The following is an 18,781-nucleotide window of genomic DNA, read 5'->3' as shown; positions in this document are numbered from 1 at the left end:
CGGTCAAAACAGTTGCCAATCCGCTTCACCCATTATATCTCATGCCCAAACGAAAAAGGTCCATTATTATATGTCCCGCATCACAGTACAGAGTCTCGAGAAATCCTACGGCGGCCACCCGATCTTTTCCGACGTGGCCTTCGAGGTCACGCCGGGCATGCGCCTGGCCCTGACCGGCCCCAACGGCTGCGGCAAGTCCACGCTGCTCAAGGTCCTGGCCGGGGAGATCGAGCCCGACGGCGGCCAGGTCACCCTGACCAAGGGCGCCCGCGTGGGCTACGTGGCCCAGGAGATGACCGGCGATATCCTGGAGCAACAGCTCCTGGCCTGGGTCCTTTCCGCCCTGCCTTCCTGGAACGAGTTCTGGGAGGCGTGGGAAAAGGCCGTGGCCGACGGCGACAACGCCCGCATCGAGCGGCTGGCCCACCGCCAGGCCGAGTTCGAGCAGCTCTACGGCTACAATCCGGACCACAAGGCCCGGGCCATCCTGACCGGCCTGGGGTTCGCCGAGGACGACCTGCACAAGCGCATCGGCGAGCTGTCCGGCGGCTGGCGCGAGCGGGCCAAGCTCGGTCGGGTCCTGTTGCAGGGCGCGGACGTGCTCCTGCTCGACGAGCCCACCAACCACCTCGACCTGGAGGCCGTGGAGTGGCTGGAGGACTACCTGCTCAACTTCCGGGGCTCGCTGGCCTTCGTGGTCCACGACCGCATCTTCCTGAACCGCGTGGGCACCCACGTGCTCTTCCTGGGCGGGGCCAAGCCGCTCCTGCGCAAGGGCTCCTTCGACGAGTTCCTGGCCTGGGACGAGGAGAACCGCGAGCAGCGGCGTAAGGAAGCGGACAAGCTGTCGGCCAAGATCGAGAACGAATACAAGTATATCAACAAGTTCCGCGTGAAGGCGCGCAAGGCCGCCCAGGCCCAGAGCAAGCTCAAGAAGGTCGAGAAGCTGGAGCGTGAGCTGGTCCAGATCAAGGAGGTCCAGGCCTCCCACCACCGGGGCCGGAGCCTGAACTTCCGGTTGCCCGAGCCCAAGCGCGGCGACAAGGTCGCGATTTCCGTGGTGGACCTCGAATTTCACTACCAGGGCGGCCAGCCGGTCTGGCCCGCCCTGAACTTCCAGCTCTTCCGGGGCAAGAAGGTGGCCGTTGTCGCGCCAAACGGCGCGGGCAAATCGACCCTGCTCAAGCTCATCGCCGGGTCCCTGACCCCGTCGGCCGGGCACGTCAAGATCGGTCCGGGCACGGAGATGGGCTATTTCAGCCAGCACCAGCACGAGATCCTGAACCTGGACAGCTCGGTCCTGGGCGAGATCCGGCGGCTGTCCAGCCCCGGCCTGACCGAGGAGCAGGTCATGAGCGTCCTCGGCCTGTTCCTGCTCGGCGAGTCCTATTTCGAACGCAAGGTCCGGGGGCTGTCCGGCGGCGAGAAGTCCCGCCTGCTCCTGGCCACCCTGTTCCTGGCCAAGGCCAACCTGCTCATCCTGGACGAGCCCACCAATCACCTGGACATCGAAACCCGCGAAGGGCTCATCCGGGCCCTCCAGGACTACGAGGGCACGTTGCTCTTCGTGGCCCACGACCGCTACCTCCTGAACGAGGTGGCCGAGGAGGTCTGGTCCCTGGACGGCAACGGACTGACCCAGCATGTGGGCGGGTTCGAGGCGTTCCATGCCCGGCAGAAGCAGGAGGAGGCCTGCCGCAACAACCCGGCCGCCTGCGACCCGGAGGACTCCCTGGAGAAGCCCAAGCTGACCAAGGAGGAGAAGCGCCGCCAGGCCGAGGAGCGCAACCGCCTCTACCGCGAGCTCAAGCCGCTGAAGAAGAAGTACGACAAGCTCGAGGCGGACCTGGAAAAGGTCCTGGACGAGCAGGCCGGACTGGAAGCGAAGATGAACGATCCCGCCACCTACGAGAAGCCCGAGGAGGCCCTCCGGCTCAACGCGGCCTACAAGGACGCCACCGAGTGGGCCGAGACCCTCATGGAGCGCATGGCCGAGCTGGAAGGGCGCATGGAGGCCATCACCGGGGCCGGGGGCGAGGCGTGACCAAGCCCGTCCTGGAAGTGGTCGCGGGCATCGTTTGGCGCGACGGGCTCTACCTGGCCGTACAGCGGCCCGAGGGTGGCCCCATGGCCGGATGGTGGGAGTTTCCGGGCGGCAAGGTGGAGCAGGGCGAGACGCGCGAGCAGGCCCTGGTCCGCGAGTTCCGTGAGGAGCTGGCCGTCACGCCCGTGGAGTTCGCCTACTGGCGCGACCTGCGCCACGAGTACGACGAGTTCGCCGTGCATCTGTATTTTTTCCATATTACGAAGTATTCCGGTGAGTTGCAGAGTATGGAAAAGCAGCGCATGGCCTGGGTCGATCCCCGCCTGTCGCCCGCCCTGGACTTCCTGCCCGCCGACATCGTCATTGTCGAAGCCCTCCATGCATGATTCCGATGCCCGCCGGGCGTGGATTGACGCCATTTCTCCATTGAACGTTGGGCGGAGAAGGAGTATGTATCTTCACTTGCCCGGCATGGGTCGTTCTTGAAGTGATTGTTGAAGGAGTCTGCTTTGCGCGTTTGTGATCTGATCGACGGGAAGTCCCCGTTCATCTCCATGGAGTTTTTCCCGCCCAAGGAGCGGGAGGCCTGGCCCGCCTTTTTCGAGGTGGTGGACAAGCTCAAGGTCCTCGATCCCCTGTTCGCGTCCGTGACCTACGGCGCGGGCGGCGGAACCCAGGACAACACCCTGGAGATAGCCACCCGGATGAAACGGGACCACGGCATCGAGCCGGTCACCCACCTGACCAGCGTGGGGGCCTCGGCCGCAAAGCTGGACGGTTTCCTCGAAAGCCTCATCGAGGCGGGTATCGACAACGTCCTGGCCCTGCGCGGCGATCCGCCCCGCGGCGTGGTGGACTTCGACTTCAACGCCCAGGAGTTCAAGCACGCCTCGGACCTCATCGAGTACATCTGCGCGCGCTATCCCTCCCTGTGCGTGGGCGGCGCGGCCTATCCCGAGCCCCACTGCGAGTCCCCGTCCATCCGCTCGGACCTGGACATGGTCCACCTCAAGGTGCGCAAGGGCGCGAAGTTCCTGGTGACCCAGCTGTTCTTCGACAACCGCATGTATTTCGACTACGTGGAGCGGCTCAAGCTCATGGGTTCCGACGTGCCGGTCATCCCCGGCATCCTGCCGATCATGAGCCTGAAGTCCGCCAAGTTCATCCTCGGCCTGTGTGGCGCCGCCATTCCGGGCAAATTCCTGAGCGCCCTGGAAAAGGCGCATGAGGAGGGCGGTGACGATGCCGTGTACAGACTCGGCATCGACTACGCCACCAAACAGGCCCGCGAACTCATCGAAGGGGGCGCGCCGGGCGTGCATCTGTACACGCTCAATCGCGCCGAGGCCGTTCTGGAAATCGGAAAAAATCTCAATATATAGTCTTTGGGGGTAAGGAAAATGAGCAAGAAGTTCGTTGTCGCGGTCTGCGGCGCCACGGGTGCCGTGGGTCAGGAAATGCTGAAGGTCCTGGAGCAGAGGGATTTCCCCTGCAGCAAGATCATCCCGCTGGCCTCTTCCCGCAGCGCGGGCAAGAAGGTCGAATGTCAGGGCCACGAGCTGGTCGTGCAGGAGTTGACCAAGGACTCCTTCAACGGCGTGGACATCGCCCTGTTCTCGGCGGGCGGCGCCATCAGCAAGGAGTACGCACCCATCGCGGCCCAGGCGGGCTGTGTGGTGGTGGACAACTCCGCGGCCTGGCGCATGGACCCCGAGTGCCCCCTGGTGGTTCCCGAAGTGAACCCCCAGGATCTGGACTGGCACAAGGGCATCATCGCCAACCCGAACTGCTCGACCATCCAGATGATGGTCGCTCTCAAGCCCATCCATGACGAGGCCAAGATCAAGCGCGTGGTCGTGTCCACCTACCAGGCCGTGTCCGGCACCGGCCAGAAGGCCATCGAGGAACTGGAGAACCAGGTCCGCCGCCTCATGTCCGGCCAGCCCGTGGTGGCCGACGTCTACCCGCACCAGATCGCCTTCAACTGCCTGCCGCACATCGACGTCTTCATGGACAACGGCTACACCAAGGAAGAGATGAAGATGGTCAACGAGACCGTCAAGATCATGGGCGACCCGAACATCAAGGTCACCGCCACCTGCGTGCGCGTGCCGGTCTTCTACGGTCACTCCGAGTCCGTGAACATCGAGACCGAGCTCAAGCTGACCGCCGACGACGTCCGCGCCCTGCTGGCCAAGGCCCCCGGCGTGACCGTCGAGGACTACCCCGAGAAGCTCATTTACCCCATGGCCATCAACGCCTCGGGCGAGGACGACACCTTCGTCGGCCGTATCCGCGAGGACGAGACCATCGACAACGGCATCAACATGTGGATCGTCTCCGACAACATCCGCAAGGGCGCGGCCCTGAATACCGTCCAGATCGCCGAGACCTTGATCGAACGCGACCTGGTGCGCGTGCCCTAAGGAGTTCATCGTGGCCAAGGTAGCGGATTCAAAAGCCTATTTGGAGGCCATGCTGGCCGTGGAGCGCCCCGGTGCCCACGAGATCCAGGCCTTCTACGAACACCGTGTGGGGCTGGTCTGCACGGACCCCAAGCTCATGCTCATGCCCTGGGACGACCACCTGGTCCATCGCGGCGACGGCATCTTCGAGACCATGAAGTTCGTGGGCAGGAAGCTCTACCAGCTCGAGCCGCACATGGCCCGCATGCAGCGTTCCTGCGAGGCCATCTACATGACCCCGCCGTGCTCCTGGGACGACATCCGCGGGCTCATCCTGGATGTGGCCCGTGCGGGCGGCCGGGACGACGGCATGGTCCGCGTGCTCATCGGGCGCGGCCCCGGCGGCTTCGGCATCTATCCGTCCGAGTGCCCCGAGGCCAGCCTCTACGTGGTCGCCTATGACCTGCATCCCAAACCGGAGTCGGTCTACGAGAAGGGCGTCACCGCCTTCAAGACCTCCATCCCCGCCAAGCAGTCGTACCTGGCGACCATCAAGTCCATCGACTATCTGCCCAACGTGCTCATGAAGCACGAGGCAGAGGAAAAGGGCTACGACTTCCCGTTCTGCTTCGACCACAACGGGTTCCTGGCCGAAGGGGCCACCGAAAACGTGTGCATCGTGGACGACGGCGGCAGCCTGATCATCCCGGAGTTCACCAACGCCCTGGCCGGAACCACCCTCATGCGCGCCGTGGACCTGATCAAGAACGAGCTGCCCATCGTCTTCCGCAGCATCAGCGAAGAGGAAATCCTCCTGGCCCGCGAGGTCATCATCGTCGGCACCACCGGCGACGCCATCCCCGTGGTCCGCTTCAACGGCAAGCCCATCCACAACGTCAAGCCCGGCCCCGTGGCCAAACGCATCCGCGAGCTCCTCAAAAAGGACCTCCAGGACACCGGCATCCCGCTCTAGGCCGGTCACCAAGCCAATCAAAAAGGGCCGCCCTCCGGGACGGCCCTTTTTTTATGCCTCCGGCGGCCGGGGGAAGGGGAAGGAAAAACCTTTCCCGAAAGGTTTTTCCTTCCCCTTCCCCCGGCCCCCCATCCCCATCCTTTTCCAAAGCTTTTTATCGCCGCTGCGCGTGGTGGGGTACGTGAAAAAGGCTCCCGACTCATTTTGAGTCCGGAGCCATTCTTTTTCTTCAATTTTTGAAGCGATTCGGGTGGCGCAGCCACCCGACAGCGTCTCTCGGCGCTGGCACTAGGCTTTCGAGAGTGGGTCAGCTGTGCATTTTCTTCCGGCCGCGACAACCACAGCGTAGCCGTCTACGTGAGGATTGGCGCGGCCGGAAAAAATGTGCAGATGGCCCGCTATCGGAAGCCGTCTTCCGTACCTTTCACTGACTGAGTGAATGATCCCCTAGAGAAGGGTTGTAGAATTAATGACCGCCTTGTCGAACTGGCGAATGGCCTCCTCCGCCAGGGTGTCCGTGCCCATGGTCTTCATGGCGTGGTCGTGGAGCATGCGGGTGACGTCCATGGGGCCGGGGATGGTCATGAAGCCGAAGGCCTCGGCCCAGGCGTCGCCGCGCAGATACGCCAGCGCCCAGCGCACGGTGTGGTCGGGGAAGAAGGCCTGGTTGTTGATGACCAGCATGGCCTTGCACCGGCCGTCCTCGGCCCGTTCGCGGAACGAGACCTTGCGGTGTTCGCATGAGGTCAGCGGGTAGCCGACGTGGTAGAAGTTCCCGCCCGCCTGCGCCGTCTGGACCCACAGGTCCCAGTCGCGGTAGAAGGTGTTGTCGCGGAACCCCTCGGTCCGCTCGAAGGCCTGGCGGGTGATGAGCACGCCGGGGCCCAGGAAGCCGCGCGCCTGGAGCAGGCCGTCCCGGAAGGGGGGCAGCTGGATCATGGCCGGGCCGGGCGACTGGCTGCGGCCCGGGGCCAGGCGGATGTAGTCGGCGTACATGACGTCGGTCTCGGGGTGATCCGCGAAGACCGCGTCGGCGGTGGTCAGATACTTGGGGTCCAGCCGATGGTCGGGCCGCAGGAACACCAGCCGGTCGCCGATGGACTTGGCGGCGGCCAGGTTGCGCGCCCTGGACGGGGTCACGCCGGGCTCGAAGGTCTCCAGCCGGACCGCGTCGAGGCCGGTGACGGCCCGCCAGAGGGTTTCGGAGGAAGGGTCGTGTCCGCCGTTTCCCGCCACCACGATCTCGGCCCGGTCGAGTCCTTCGGACTGCCGGGAAACGGACTGCAACAGTCGCGGCAGGCCGGGGTGGGTTTCCAGGTCGGAAACGATTATGGAAACGGTATGCTTGCGCATGGTCGCCCTTCCGTGGGATTGCACATTACAATGCGGGGGAGGTTGTACGGTCCGTGTACACATTTCGCCTCACTCGCACCAATTGTATCGACCCATAGATAGGAAACTTTAGGGGCTTGATATGATTTTCCGAAAAAACATATCCGCCGGCCGCCGGCGCATCGGCTTGCGCGGGGTCAAGGCTTGACGTATGTAGGTAACTGCGTGAAACAATATGGGAACCGGTTTCGTTCCATCCGGTCTGTGGCTCCACCTTTTGACCCCGGCGGTATTTTGTGGCGATTTTCCAGTGTGATTCCTGCGGCTACGAGCGCATCGTCCAGGACCTCCTGACCGGGCAGCGGGCCCGCTGTCCCGGCTGCGGCCGGGTCGTGACCATTGCCGGGGAGGGGACCGGATCGGACGCCGCCGGGGCTCCCGTGGACGCGGACAGTTCCCGCGAAGTGGGGATGGCGGAGTCTGACGGGCCCGTGGTCCGGGAGGCCGCGAGCGACCCGCTTCCGGCGGGCGGCGACGGCGTGCCCCTCGCCCCGGTCGATCCGGACGACGGGGAGTCCGAGGTGGACCTGCAAGTACCGGAGGACGTCATTTGCGCGGCCTGCGGGCACGTGCAGGAACCGGGGCACGGCGAGACCTGTTCCGGGTGCGGAGCAATGCTCAAGGCGGTGGAGGCGCTGCCCGAGGTGGACGAGAGCGAGATCGACGTCAGCGACCTGGCCGAGATCGACGAGCCCCAGGTCTGGGACGCCGACTTCCAGGGCGACGGGGACGGCGCGAGCCTGGAGGAGACCGAGGACCCGGACCGCTGGCGGCTTCTGCGCGGCGGCAAGACCCTCAACCTGTATGCGGGCATCGTCTCCGGCGTGCTGTCGCTCTTTTTCGTCTACGCCCTGTCCCTGTTGGCCGCCTCCCAGGCGGGCATGCACCAGTACCTGCCGTTTCTGCTCGGCACCGCCCTGACCGGGGTCATCGTCGGGTCCATCTTCTATTCGTTCCTCTCGCGCATCCCCTTTGCCCTGGTAGGGCCCGAGACGGTCCTGACCGCCGTGCTCTTCCTGTTCCTGGGCAGCATGTACCGCCAGATGGCCGAGACCCTTTCCCCGGAACTCATCCTGCCGACCCTGATGGCCGGCATCGCCGTGGCGGCCCTGCTCACCGGACTGAGCCTGTTGGTGCTCGGCCGGTTCCGGTTGGGCGAATACATCCGCTTTCTGCCCCTCCAGGTCATCGGCGGGGTCATCGGCGGGGTGGGCGTGTTCGTGCTCCTCGGGGCCTTCGCCTGGATGGGCGGGCTGAGCCTCGACTGGAGCAACGTCTACAGCCTGGCCCTGTCCCTGGGGACCAACTTCGATCTCCGAAAGGATCTCTACACCATGGGGCCGAGCGTGATCTTCGGCCTGATCCTGTTCTTCGCCATGTTCCGGACCAAAAATTCCCTGTTCCTGGTGGCCCTGATCCTGGTGGCCGTGGGCGCGGGCAACGCGGCGTCCATCTGGGGCACGAACCCGGCCCTGCGCGACCTGGCCGTGCCCGTGCCCTTCCCCGAGGGGTCCCTGCTGGTCCACCTACAGGAGGTGCTCAGGTCGCCCATGCTCTTCAGCGACATCCAGTGGTCGGTGATCAAGTCCCACGGGCTGTACATCGGGGCCATGGTCGTCCTGGCCGTGTTCACGGTCATGTTCCGGATCACGCGCCTGGAGTTCGCCCGCGGCCGGGGGAGCGACCTGAACCGCGAATACGCGGCCCTGGGCGTGACCAACATGGTCTCCGGGCTGTGCTGCGGCATGCCGGTCTCCCTGTCCTACGGACGTAGCGCGGGCAGCTACGGCGCGGGCGGACGCGGGCCCCTGGCCGGGATCGTGGCCGGGCTGGTCTGCGCGTCCGGGCTCTTCTATGCGGACTACGTCCTGCCCATGATCCCCCGGTTCGTGCCCGAGGGGCTGCTGGTCTACGCCGGGCTGGACCTCATCCGCGACTGGGGCTTCCGGACCAAGTCGTCCTTCACCAGTCGGTCCGAGCTGTGGCTGCTCCGGCTGACCTTCGCGGCCACCATCCTCCTCGGGTTGCTCGAAGGCATCGGCTTTGCCGTGGCCCTGGCCCTGATGGTCACGGTCGGCCGCGTGAGCCGGGGCGGGGTGGTGCGCAACGAGCTTTCCGGCTCCCAGCACACCAGCAACGTGGACCGGGCCCCGGCGCAGCAGCGCGTCCTCCGGGAGTACGGCGACCACATCCACATCATGCGCCTCCAGGGGTTCGTCTTCCTGGGGTCCATGGAGCGGCTCATCCAGGCTGTCCGCAGGCGGCTGGACGACCGGGGGCAGCTCTCCCTGGAATACCTGGTCCTGGACTTCCGTCTGGCCCAGGGGTTCGCCTCGGCATCCAGCCTGGGCTTCGCCAAGCTGTACAAGCTGGCCGTGGAGCGCGGCATCCAGGTGGTCATCACCAGCGCGCCGCTGGAGCTGGAGTCGCACCTGGTCGCCCTGGGCTACGCGGGCGATGAGGAGGGGCTGTTCCGGACCTTCTTCAACCTGGATTATGCCCTGGAGTGGTGCGAGAATCGCGTGCTCGACGGCGAGGGCATGCTCGAGATGAAGCAGAAGACCCTGCCCGAACTGCTGGTGCCGATCTTCCCGGAGCCCCGGTACATCCCGGCCCTGATGAAGGTCCTCAAGCGCGAGACCGTCAGGGCGGGCGAGGCGGTCTTCCGCCAGGGGGACAGTTCGGACTCCATGTTCTTCGTGGAGTCCGGCAGGCTGGACGTGGAGTTGGAGTTGCCCGACGGCCGGATCATCCGGCTGAAAAAGGTCGGTCCCGGCGCGGTCTTCGGCGAGATGGGCATCTACACCCTGTCCCCGAGGTCGGCGACCATCCGGGCGGCCGAGCCGTGCGTGCTCTACCGCATGACCCTGCACAAGCTCGACGCCATCGAGGAGCGCGTGCCCAGGCTGGTCACGGCCATCAACAGGTTCCTGATAAATCTCCTGTCCGAGCGGCTGGCCGATTCCAACGCCCGTGTCCGAGAACTGATGCTCTAGGCCGGGCTCAGGCCCCCAGGCCGAGGTCGCCCAGGACGTACTGTCTGAGGGCGTCTTCCCAGCGGCGCGGGGTTATGCCCGTGGTCCGGGTGAATTTGGCCAGGTCGAGCACCGAGTAGGACGGCCGGAAGGCCTTGGTGGGGTAGGCCGTGGTGGGCACGGGCGAGACCGTGCAGTCCTTGCCCGCCAGGTTCACGGCGGTGTTGGCCAGTCCGTGCCAGGAAGTTTCGCCCGAGTTGGCCAGGTGGAAGAGGCCGGTGGCGTCCTTTTCCAGCAGCTTGACGGTGTTCTCCGCGATGTCCGGGGTGTAGGACGGGGAGCCGACCTGGTCGTTGACCACGGTCAGCTTCCTGTGAACGTCGGCCAGCCCCAGGATCTTCTTCACGAAATTCGTCCGGCCCGGGCCGAAGAGCCAGGAGATGCGGATGATCAGGGTGCGCTCGTAGCCGAGCTTGAGCAGGCCGCGCTCGCCGTCCGCCTTGCTGATGCCGTAGACCGAGACCGCGTTGGGCTCGTCGTATTCGGTGTAGGGCGTGCGCTTGCGGCCATTGAAGACGAAGTCCGTGCTGTAGTGGACGAAGGGGATGGCCCGGCGCGCGGCCAGGGTGGCCAGGAGCGGCGGAACCGACCCGTTCAGGGCGAAGGCCTGGTCCGGCTCGTCCTCGGCCAGGTCCACCTGGGTGTAGCCCGTGGCGTTGACCAGCAGGTCCGGGTCGTTCTTGTCGAGCCACTGCTCCACGCTGAGCGGGTCCAGGACGTCGCAGTCGCGCCGGGATAGGGGAAAGGGCAGGGCTCCGGCGCGACCGAAGGCCGTGGTCAGGGCCTGGCCGAGCAGCCCGGTCCGTCCGCCCAGAACGGCGATCCGCGCCCCCTCCATGCGCATCAGGCGCGCTCCTCGTACCAGGTGTCCATGAAGCTCCGGTACTCGCCGCTCTGAACCTGTTCAAGCCAGGTCCCGTTGGCCTCGTACCAGGCGATGGTCCGGGCCAGCCCCTCGGCGAAGGGCAGGGTCGGGGCGAAGCCGAGTTCCTCGGCGGCCAGGGAGAAGTCCATGGCGTACCGCTTGTCGTGGCCCGGCCGGTCGGTGACGTGGGTGATCAGCGACTCGGGCTTGCCCACGATGGACAGCAGGGTCCTTACCACCGAGATGTTGGTCTCCTCGGCCGCGCCGCCGAAGTTGTAGACCTGGCCCTCGCGTCCCCTGGTCAGGGTCAGCTCCACGCCCCGGCAGTGGTCGTCCACGAAGATCCAGTCGCGCACGTTGAGCCCGTCGCCGTAGACCGGAAGGGGTTTGTCCGCCTTTGCGTTCAGGTACATGAGCGGGATGAGCTTCTCCGGGAATTGGTAGGGTCCGTAGTTGTTGGAGCAGCGGGTGATCAGCACGGGAAAGCGGTAGGTCTCGAAGTAGGCCCGGGCCATGAGGTCCGCGCCCGCCTTGCTGGCCGAATACGGGCTGTTGGGCGCGAGCGGGGTGGTCTCGGTGAACTTTCCCGAGGGCCCGAGGGTGCCGTAGACCTCGTCCGTGGACACGTGGACGAACCGCCCGATGCCGCACTGGCGGGCGCACTCCATGAGGTTCTGGGCCCCGCCCACGTTGGTGGTCACGAACGGCGACGGGTCGTTGATGGACCGGTCCACGTGGGACTCGGCCGCGAAGTTGACCACCGCGTCCACCCCGTTGTCGGTCAGCAGGTCCATGACCAGGTCGCGGTCGCAGATGTCGCCGTGTACGAAGGCGTAGCGCGGTTCGGTTTTCTCAATGTCCAGGAGATTCAGACAGTTGCCCGCATAGGTCAGCTTGTCCAGGTTGACGATGGACCAGTCCGGGTGGGCGGCCAGCATGAGCCGGATGAAGTTGGTGCCGATGAAGCCGCAGCCGCCGGTGACGAGAAGTTTCATGGGTGTGTCGGGTCCGGTAAAAGGGTTGGGAGACTACTTTGACGATGGCAGTCTACCGCCGGGACGCCCGAAACTCAAGCCGGGAACGCGTCCACGATGGAGTCCGTCTGGCGCAGGGCCTCGAAGAGCAGGATGCCCGTGGCCGTGGACAGGTTCAGGCTGCGCACCTCGCCCCAGATGGGGATGCGCACCATGGCGTGCCCCTCCATCAGCTCCATGGGCAGGCCGCGCGTCTCCGGGCCGAGGACGATGGCGTCGTCGGCCCGGAAGGCAAAGCGGTGGTGCGCGATGCGCGCCTTGGTGGTGGCCATGACCAGGCGCGGCGGGGCCACGGTCGCAAGGAAGTGGTCGAAGTCCGGGTGCACGGTCAGGTCCACGGCGGGCCAGTAGTCCAGCCCGGCGCGCTTGAGGTGCTTGTCGTCGATGGAGAACCCCAGTGGCTCGATGAGGTGCAGCGGGGTCCTGGTGGCCGCGCACAGCCGGGCGATGTTGCCGGTGTTGGGCGGGATCTCCGGCTCGAAGAGGACGATGCGCACGGCCTAGACGTCCAGTTTGATGGTCGCCTTGCCCGGCGCGTACCCCTTGAGGGTGCGGATCATCTCGCGGATGGAGGCGGAGATGATGTCCTCCACGAAGGGCTTCATGCCCACCGCCGCGCCGTCGATGTCCACCTGGATGGAGTTGTGCATGGCCAGGCAGGCCCTGGGCGTGACCTTGCCCGCCACGATTTCGGCGGCCAGGGTCCGGCAGTCCGGACGCCCGCAGGTCTCGCAGTCCATGCCCGGCAGGAAGAATCCCTTTTCCAGGACGACGTCGGCCAGGGCCTGGATGTCGTTGATCATCGGCACGCCGTCCACGGAGGTCTCGCCCACGCTGGCGATGGCCAGCTCCGGGTGCAGCCAGTCGATGCCGTCGGACAGGTCCCCGCGCAGGCAGAGGATGCGCGGCAGGAAGCCGAGTTCCTTGCCGCCCTCCACCAGGAGCACGTCGTTGGTCAGGAGCGGCAGCAGGTCCGGCAGGAAACGGTGCCGGGTCCACTGGACGAAGGTCTCCTTGGGGCCCAGCCCGGCCACGGTGTCGCAGACGGCCGCGTAGTCCGTGGTGTCTGCGTCGCTCCAGTCGAAGCCGTGGTGGCTGAACTTGGCCGCGGACACGGTCAGTCCCTGCGCCTTGAAGTAGTGGGCGAGCTGTACGCCCAGGGTGGTCTTGCCGGAATTTTTGGGCCCGATGATGGAGACTGCCTTCATGGTTCCTCCGAATGTTGGACGGTCCGCACCAGGCGGCCTTCGTCCAGGTAATGGATGTGGTCGGCCAGGGTCTTGAGCCAGGGCATGTCGTGGCTGGCCACGACCAGGCTCGCGCCGTATTCGTCGCGGGCGGACAGGGCGGCCTGGTGGATCAGCTCGGCGCTCTTGGCGTCCAGGCTGGCCGTGGGCTCGTCCATGAGCAGGAGCTTGGGCTTGATGACCAGCCGGGCGGCCAGGGCCACGCGCTGGACCTCTCCGCCGGATAGTTCGAACCACTGCCGCCTGGCGAAGACGCCGGGGTCGAGGCCGACGATTTCGAGCGCCCGGAAGACCTTGGCCGGAATGTCGTTTTTGCCGCGGATACGCAGGCCGTAGGCCACGTTGGCGAAGACCGTGCGCTTGAGCAGGTAGGGCTCCTGGACCAGCAGGGAGACCTGCCGGGTCACGGCGGACCCGGGGTGGGCCGGGCGGCCGAGAAAGGTGATGGTCCCCTGCGCCGGGGGCTCCAGGAGGGCGAGCAGGCACAGCAGGGTGGACTTGCCCGAGCCGTTGGGCCCGGCCAGGCCGGAGATGGTCCCCTCGGCGAACTCCAGGTGTTCGATGTCGAGGACGGTCCGGTCCGAATACCGCTGCCGGATGTGGTCGAGAACGACGAGGGCGCTCATTGCACGGCCCGCTTCTTGAGCCCGACGGCCCCGATGTTGACCAGCAGGGCCACGGTCAGGAGAACCATGCCGAGCGCGATGCCCACGGCGAATTCGCCCTTGCCGGTCTCCAGCGCGATGGCCGTGGTGATGGTCCGGGTGTGCCACTTGATGTTGCCGCCGACCATCATGGAGATGCCCACCTCGGAGACGATGCGTCCGTAGGCGGCCATGGCCGCGAGCATGATGGAGTAGCGCGCCTCCAGGACCGTGGCCCACATCATCTGGGTCGGCGTGGCGCCCAAGGTGATCAGGGTCATGGGCAGCCGTTTGTCCAGGGACTCCACGGCGTTGGCGGTCATGGCCACGATGATGGGCAGGCCGAGCAGGGCCTGGCCGATGGCCATGCCGGGGATGGTGAAGAGCAGGCCGGTGCCGCCGAGCGGGCCGTTGCGCGTCAGAAAGGCGTAGACCACCAGGCCGATGACCACGGTGGGGAAGGAGAGCAGGGTGTCCACGATGGTGCGGACGACCTTCTTTCCGGGAAATTTCTTGTAGCCGAGCAGGAACCCCAGGGGCACGCCCAGGGCCATGCTGCACGTCATGGACAGGGTCGAGGCGTAGACCGTGGCCCAGATGGCGGAGTAGGCCTCCGGATCTCCCGAGAACAGGAGCCGGAACCCTTGCAGAAAGCCTTGGAGCAGATATTCCATGTTGGTCTCGTGAAGAGGGGGGAGGGAGTTGCCGCCTCCCTCCCCCCTTCGGATCGGTTTGCTGAAGTTACTTCGCGTTGGGGGTGAACAGCGGCTTGCCGAGCAGCTTGAAGTCGCCGATGGCCTTCTGGACGTCCGGGGAGGCCATCCAGTTGATGAACTTGGTGGCCAGGTCGTACTGGGCGTCCTTGCACTTGGCGGTGTTCACGGCCAGGGCGCTGTACTGGTTGAACAGGACCTTGTCGCCTTCCACCAGGACCACCAGCGGCGGGTTGCCGCCCTTGGTGTCCGCGTACTTGATGTAGGTGCCGCGGTCGGTCATGGTGTAGCCGTTCTTCTCGTTGGCGATGTTGATGGTCGGGAGCATGCCCTGGCCGGTCTGGATGTACCAGGCGGCCTTCTCGGGCACGGCCATGCCGGCGGCCTTCCACAGGGAGAGCTCCTTCTTGTGGGTGCCGGAGTTGTCGCCGCGGCTGGCGAAGACGGCCTGCTTCTCGGCGATGGTCTTCAGCGCGTCGGCCACGTTCATGCCCTTCACGCCCGCCGGGTCGGAGGCCGGGCCGATGATGACGAAGTCGTTGTACATGAGTTCCTTGCGGTCGACGAGCACGCCCTTGTCCACGTAGGCCTTCTCGGACGCGGGGGCATGCACCAGGACCACGTCCACGTCGCAGTTCTCGGCCATGGCCAGGGCCTTGCCGGTACCCACGGCGATGTACTTGATCTCAATGCCGGTGTCCTTCAGAAATTTCGGCACGATCAGGTCGTCCAGCAGGCCGGTGTTGGCGGTGCTGGTGGTGGTGGCCATCATCAGGGTCTGACCCGCCATGACGGGCAGGGCCATGGCCGTGATGATCAGGCAGGACAGGACGGCGATAAGCAAACGTTTCATTCGTTCCTCCATTGATGAACAGTTGTATCCGCTGACCCCAAACAAGATGAGGTGCTATTCCATGTCGTCGCGGTAGAATTCGCCGGACTTGGTGACGTCCATGCCGAGCACTTCCGTGGCGCGCTTGGTGGCGTATTCCTCAACATCCAGGTAGAATTGCAGGAATTCCTCCATGACCTCCTTGCCGTAGGGCGAGAGGTTGAAGCGCTGGCCCTTGCCCTTGGTCTTCTCCACCAGGGGCTTGCCGATGCGCTCCTCGGCGCTCTTCAGTTTGCCCCAGGCGCGCCGGTAGGACATGCCCAGGGCTTCGGCCGCCTTGCGCAGGGAGCCGAGTTTTTCCACCTGTTGGAGCAGCAGGGTGCTGCCGATGCCGATGTAGGTCTGGTCTTCCTGTTCGAGCCAGACGCGCAATCTGAGTATGATTTCTGGGTTCCGTTTCATGGGGCACCTCGGAGTTCGCGGTCAAAAAAAGAAGCCGTTTCAGTTTGATATCCTGCTAACTGATGAAAATAGACGAATCTTCGGAATTACGTCAATGAAAACATAATGCGGAAGGAATTGACACCGGATCAGAGGGAGACGACCTCGAAGGTGTGCGAGCGCAGGTCGGTCATGAGCATCTTCCCGGCCAGGGTCGGCGCGCCGGTCAGGAGGTTGACCGCTTCCGAGGCCATCAGCGAGGCGATGAAGTTCACGGCCGGGGCCGGGCAGCCGAGGCGCTCCTCGGCGCCGTTGTCCGTGCCCATGAGGTCCGCCGGGCCGAGCTGGCCGGGCATGACCACGGCGACGAAGCCGGTCCATCCGGCCAGGGCCCCGGTCACCAGGGGGATACCCGCGTCGGACGCGGCGTGTTGCAGGTGGCCGCGCATGGTCAGACCGCCCAGGGCGTCCAGGGCCAGGTCGCAGCCGTCCAGAAAATCGGGCAGGGTCTCCGGGGTCAGGTATTCCGCGTGGGTCTGAAGGGTGACGGATGGGTTGATCTCCGCCGCCCGGAGACGGGCCGCGCGGGTCTTGAGGCGGCCGCACCCGTCCAGGGTGGACAGGGCCTGGCGGTTCAGGTTGGAGGGTTCGAACACGTCGCCGTCGGCCGCGCGCACGGTGCCGACGCCCAGGCGCAGGAACTGCTCCAGCAGGGAGCCGCCCAGTCCGCCGAGTCCCACCTGGGCCACGCTCGCCCGGAGCAGGCGGATCTGGTCCTCGCGGGACACGGACTCCCGGTTGCGCAGGTAGCGGGCGGGCGTGACGCCCTGGATCAGGGCCAGGGCCTCGACCTCATGGCCGGGCACGCCGTGCTCCCCGGCCAGTTCGGCCACGTCGTTCACGTCCAGGACCGGTCCGTTGCCGCCCCAGGGCAGGGCGCCGGGGTGCGCGAGGCTGCGGATGGACTCTTCGAGGGAGGCGTCCAAGGGACTAGCCTCCGCCCACCGGGGGGAACAGCCCGACGCGGTCGCCGTCCTTGATCTCGTTGTCCAGTTTGGAGAACCGGGAGTTGATGAACATGATGGTCACGTCCTTCTCCGGGATGCCGAGTTTGGCCACCAGGGAGCGGATGGTCTCGCCCGGTTCAACGGGATAGTCGTCGCTGTTTTCAGGCAGGTAATCCCTCAGGGTGGCAAAGCATTTGAGTTCTATTCCCATGATTTGAACCTAGGCGGTTGGGGTACGTGGGTCAACCATAAAAAGGGGCCGGGGAACATGCCCCGGCCCTTGTCGTTCCGTTTGATGCGCTGCTTAGACCTTGGCGTCCTGGAGTTCTTCCACGGTGTAATCCCAGATGACGTTGTGAGGCGGCAGGGGATCGGTCTCGAAGAAGCGGGGCAGCTGGTCGTCGATCTTGGAGAAGCCGGCGCGCTCGTTGAAGTCCAGTTCGTCCTTCAGGGCACCAGCGCCCAGGGCGACCAGGTCGTCCACGGAGAAGCTGTTGCCGGTCCAGGACTGGACCAGGTCGGCCATGGTCTGGACGCCGTTGTCGGAATCCAGGACCGCGAAGGCCACGAACAGGCAGAAGCCCATGGAGTCGATGGCCGCGGTGGCAACCTGGAGGTTCTTGGACAGCTCGACGTTGCCTTCCTTCTTGTGGCCGTCGATGGAGCCGCCCACGCCCAGGCAGTTGGCGGTGACGCCGTAACCGGCGGTGTGGTCAGCGCCCATGGGGGTGGTGGCGTAGGTCACGCCGACGCCCTTGACCGCACGCGGGTCGTAGGCGGGCATGGACTGGCCCTTGACGGTGGGCAGGCGCTCCACGCCGAAGGCGCCGCCGGCGAAGTCCACGCCGTTGCCGATGATCATGCCCAGGGGATCGTTGGTGCCGACCTTCTTGAGCAGCTCGATGGCGGCCTTGCCGTCACCCCAGGGGATGATGCCGCCGTCCATGGCCACGGCCACGGTGTTGCCGATCTCGATGGTGTCCATGCCCTTTTCGTCGCAGATGCGGTCCATGAGGGCGATGTCGTCGATGTCCTTGATCAGGGAGTTGGCGCCCAGGGCCCAGACGGTCTCGTACTCAAAGCCGGAGGTCACGTAGTTGCCGTTGGCGTCGTTGTACTGCTGGGAGCACTGGATGATGCAGCCGGTATGGCAGCCTTCGGTGGTCTTGCCGCCGCGTTCCTTGATCAGGTCGGCGATCTTCTCGCCGGAGATCTCGGCGGCGTGCTCGCACTGGCCGTAGCGGAAGTTCTTGGTGGGCATGGCGCCCGCCTCGTTGATGATGTTGACCAGGACGTTGGTGCCGTAGGCGGGCAGGCCCTGGGAGGTGACCGGATGGCCCTTGAGGATGGAGACCCAGGTGGTCCGGGCTTCCTTGAAGGCGTCCGCGTCGGCGGCCGAGACCTTCTCGTTGACCTCGGGGTCGAGGACGATGGCCTTGATCTTCTTGGAGCCGAGAACGGCGCCGGTGCCGCCGCGACCGGCAGAGCGGGCGGGCCGCTTGTACGGATCGGTGAACTGGATGGTGGCGGCCTTGCGCAGGGTCTCGCCGGCGGGTCCGATCATGGCCGCGACGAGCTTGTCGCCGTACTGGGCCAGGAGCTTGTCATGGGCGGGATAGTTGTCCATGCCGACGATGTCGGTGGCATCGCGAAATTCAACCTTGTCCTCGGTGATGAACAGGGTGGAGAAGGGCGCGTCTTCGGCGGGCTTGTCTTCGAGGATGATGGCCTTGAGGCCCATCTTGGGCATCTTGTGGGCGAACAGGCCGCCGGAGTTGGACTCCTTGATGCCGCCGGTCAGGGGGGACTTGGCGCCCACGGACAGACGGCCGGAGTTGGCCGCGGTGGAGCCGCCCATCAGGCCGGTGGCGAAGACCAGCTTGTTCTCGGCCGACAGGGGATGACAGGTGGCCGGGACCTCTTTGTTGATCACCCTGGAAGTCAGGGCGCGACCGCCGAGCCCGGCGTAGGGGCCGTCATCCTCAAAGGTGTATTCCTTCGTCCGACAGTTGATTCTCAGAATTCTTGACATTGATTCACCCTCTGCTTTTTTTGATATTGAGCGTATGGCTTGACGCGTTGTCGATAAACGGACTAACTGTCTCCTCATACCCTGTTTTCAAAATTAATGTCAAAAAAAACAATATAC

General features: G+C 65.3%; 18 protein-coding genes and 1 pseudogene. 7 read left to right on the top strand and 12 right to left on the bottom strand.

Features of this window, described 5'->3' with window-relative positions:
- Positions 1 to 70 precede the first annotated feature (70 nt).
- The 6 genes and pseudogenes from DND132_RS18910 to DND132_RS03645 form a co-directional block, all read left to right on the top strand.
- Positions 71 to 613: pseudogene (locus DND132_RS18910) on the top strand (ATP-binding cassette domain-containing protein); the annotation flags it as partial.
- Entirely contained in the window at positions 599 to 2,044 is a 1,446-nt protein-coding gene (locus DND132_RS03665; protein ID WP_420794997.1) for an ABC-F family ATP-binding cassette domain-containing protein, read from the top strand. The pseudogene DND132_RS18910 and the gene DND132_RS03665, both read left to right, overlap by 15 nt.
- Entirely contained in the window at positions 2,041 to 2,430 is a 390-nt protein-coding gene (locus DND132_RS03660) for a (deoxy)nucleoside triphosphate pyrophosphohydrolase (protein ID WP_014321360.1), read from the top strand. Before DND132_RS03665 ends, DND132_RS03660 begins: the two co-directional genes overlap by 4 nt.
- A gap of 123 nt (positions 2,431 to 2,553) precedes the next feature.
- On the top strand, positions 2,554 to 3,426 hold the full coding sequence (locus tag DND132_RS03655) for a methylenetetrahydrofolate reductase (protein ID WP_014321359.1): 873 nt from the start codon (positions 2,554 to 2,556) through the stop codon (positions 3,424 to 3,426).
- Positions 3,427 to 3,444: 18 nt separating this feature from the next.
- Entirely contained in the window at positions 3,445 to 4,470 is a 1,026-nt protein-coding gene (locus tag DND132_RS03650) for an aspartate-semialdehyde dehydrogenase (protein WP_014321358.1), read from the top strand.
- A gap of 10 nt (positions 4,471 to 4,480) precedes the next feature.
- Positions 4,481 to 5,422, top strand: coding sequence for an aminotransferase class IV (locus DND132_RS03645; RefSeq protein WP_014321357.1), 942 nt, complete (start codon positions 4,481 to 4,483; stop codon positions 5,420 to 5,422).
- Between the two features lie 447 nt (positions 5,423 to 5,869).
- Here the strand turns inward: DND132_RS03645 and DND132_RS03640 are convergent, their stop codons facing one another.
- Positions 5,870 to 6,775, bottom strand: coding sequence for a glycosyltransferase family 2 protein (locus DND132_RS03640; RefSeq protein WP_014321356.1), 906 nt, complete (start codon positions 6,773 to 6,775; stop codon positions 5,870 to 5,872).
- A 275-nt stretch (positions 6,776 to 7,050) separates the two neighbouring features.
- Here DND132_RS03640 and DND132_RS03635 point away from each other — a divergent pair, with 275 nt between their 5' ends.
- Positions 7,051 to 9,810, top strand: a complete 2,760-nt coding sequence (locus DND132_RS03635) for a SulP family inorganic anion transporter (RefSeq protein WP_014321355.1) — start codon at positions 7,051 to 7,053, stop codon at positions 9,808 to 9,810.
- 7 nt (positions 9,811 to 9,817) lie between these two features.
- Here the strand turns inward: DND132_RS03635 and rfbD are convergent, their stop codons facing one another.
- From rfbD to DND132_RS03580, 11 genes are all read right to left on the bottom strand, one after another.
- Entirely contained in the window at positions 9,818 to 10,693 is an 876-nt protein-coding gene (gene rfbD / locus DND132_RS03630; RefSeq protein ID WP_014321354.1) for a dTDP-4-dehydrorhamnose reductase, read from the bottom strand.
- Positions 10,693 to 11,709, bottom strand: a complete 1,017-nt coding sequence (gene rfbB, locus DND132_RS03625) for a dTDP-glucose 4,6-dehydratase (RefSeq protein WP_014321353.1) — start codon at positions 11,707 to 11,709, stop codon at positions 10,693 to 10,695. Before rfbB ends, rfbD begins: the two co-directional genes overlap by 1 nt.
- A gap of 74 nt (positions 11,710 to 11,783) precedes the next feature.
- Complete coding sequence (locus tag DND132_RS03620) at positions 11,784 to 12,245, bottom strand: tRNA (cytidine(34)-2'-O)-methyltransferase (protein WP_014321352.1); 462 nt, start codon at positions 12,243 to 12,245, stop codon at positions 11,784 to 11,786.
- A gap of 3 nt (positions 12,246 to 12,248) precedes the next feature.
- Positions 12,249 to 12,956, bottom strand: a complete 708-nt coding sequence (locus tag DND132_RS03615) for a molybdopterin-guanine dinucleotide biosynthesis protein MobB (protein WP_014321351.1) — start codon at positions 12,954 to 12,956, stop codon at positions 12,249 to 12,251.
- Entirely contained in the window at positions 12,953 to 13,621 is a 669-nt protein-coding gene (locus DND132_RS03610) for an energy-coupling factor ABC transporter ATP-binding protein (RefSeq protein WP_014321350.1), read from the bottom strand. The genes DND132_RS03615 and DND132_RS03610 overlap by 4 nt, the downstream gene beginning before the upstream one ends.
- Positions 13,618 to 14,313 (bottom strand): ABC transporter permease, encoded by a 696-nt coding sequence (locus DND132_RS03605; protein WP_014321349.1) that lies wholly within the window; start codon positions 14,311 to 14,313, stop codon positions 13,618 to 13,620. Before DND132_RS03605 ends, DND132_RS03610 begins: the two co-directional genes overlap by 4 nt.
- A 67-nt stretch (positions 14,314 to 14,380) precedes the next feature.
- Positions 14,381 to 15,205 carry an ABC transporter substrate-binding protein gene (locus tag DND132_RS03600; RefSeq protein WP_014321348.1) on the bottom strand — a complete coding sequence of 275 codons (825 nt, stop codon included), beginning with the start codon at positions 15,203 to 15,205 and terminating at the stop codon, positions 14,381 to 14,383.
- A 54-nt stretch (positions 15,206 to 15,259) separates the two neighbouring features.
- The gene (locus DND132_RS03595; RefSeq protein ID WP_014321347.1) at positions 15,260 to 15,646 is read right to left on the bottom strand and encodes a winged helix-turn-helix domain-containing protein; all 387 of its coding nucleotides are present in this window, start codon (positions 15,644 to 15,646) and stop codon (positions 15,260 to 15,262) included.
- Between the two features lie 128 nt (positions 15,647 to 15,774).
- Entirely contained in the window at positions 15,775 to 16,611 is an 837-nt protein-coding gene (locus tag DND132_RS03590) for a HesA/MoeB/ThiF family protein (protein ID WP_014321346.1), read from the bottom strand.
- A gap of 4 nt (positions 16,612 to 16,615) precedes the next feature.
- Complete coding sequence (locus DND132_RS03585; protein WP_014321345.1) at positions 16,616 to 16,843, bottom strand: MoaD/ThiS family protein; 228 nt, start codon at positions 16,841 to 16,843, stop codon at positions 16,616 to 16,618.
- A gap of 93 nt (positions 16,844 to 16,936) precedes the next feature.
- Complete coding sequence (locus DND132_RS03580) at positions 16,937 to 18,664, bottom strand: aldehyde ferredoxin oxidoreductase family protein (RefSeq protein WP_014321344.1); 1,728 nt, start codon at positions 18,662 to 18,664, stop codon at positions 16,937 to 16,939.
- Positions 18,665 to 18,781 lie beyond the last annotated feature (117 nt).

The organism is Pseudodesulfovibrio mercurii (assembly GCF_000189295.2).
In the GTDB taxonomy this organism is placed as follows: Bacteria; Desulfobacterota; Desulfovibrionia; order Desulfovibrionales; family Desulfovibrionaceae; genus Pseudodesulfovibrio; species Pseudodesulfovibrio mercurii.
The sequence above is the reverse complement of the archived record's forward strand: the minus strand, read 5'-3'. Positions and strand labels throughout refer to the sequence as shown.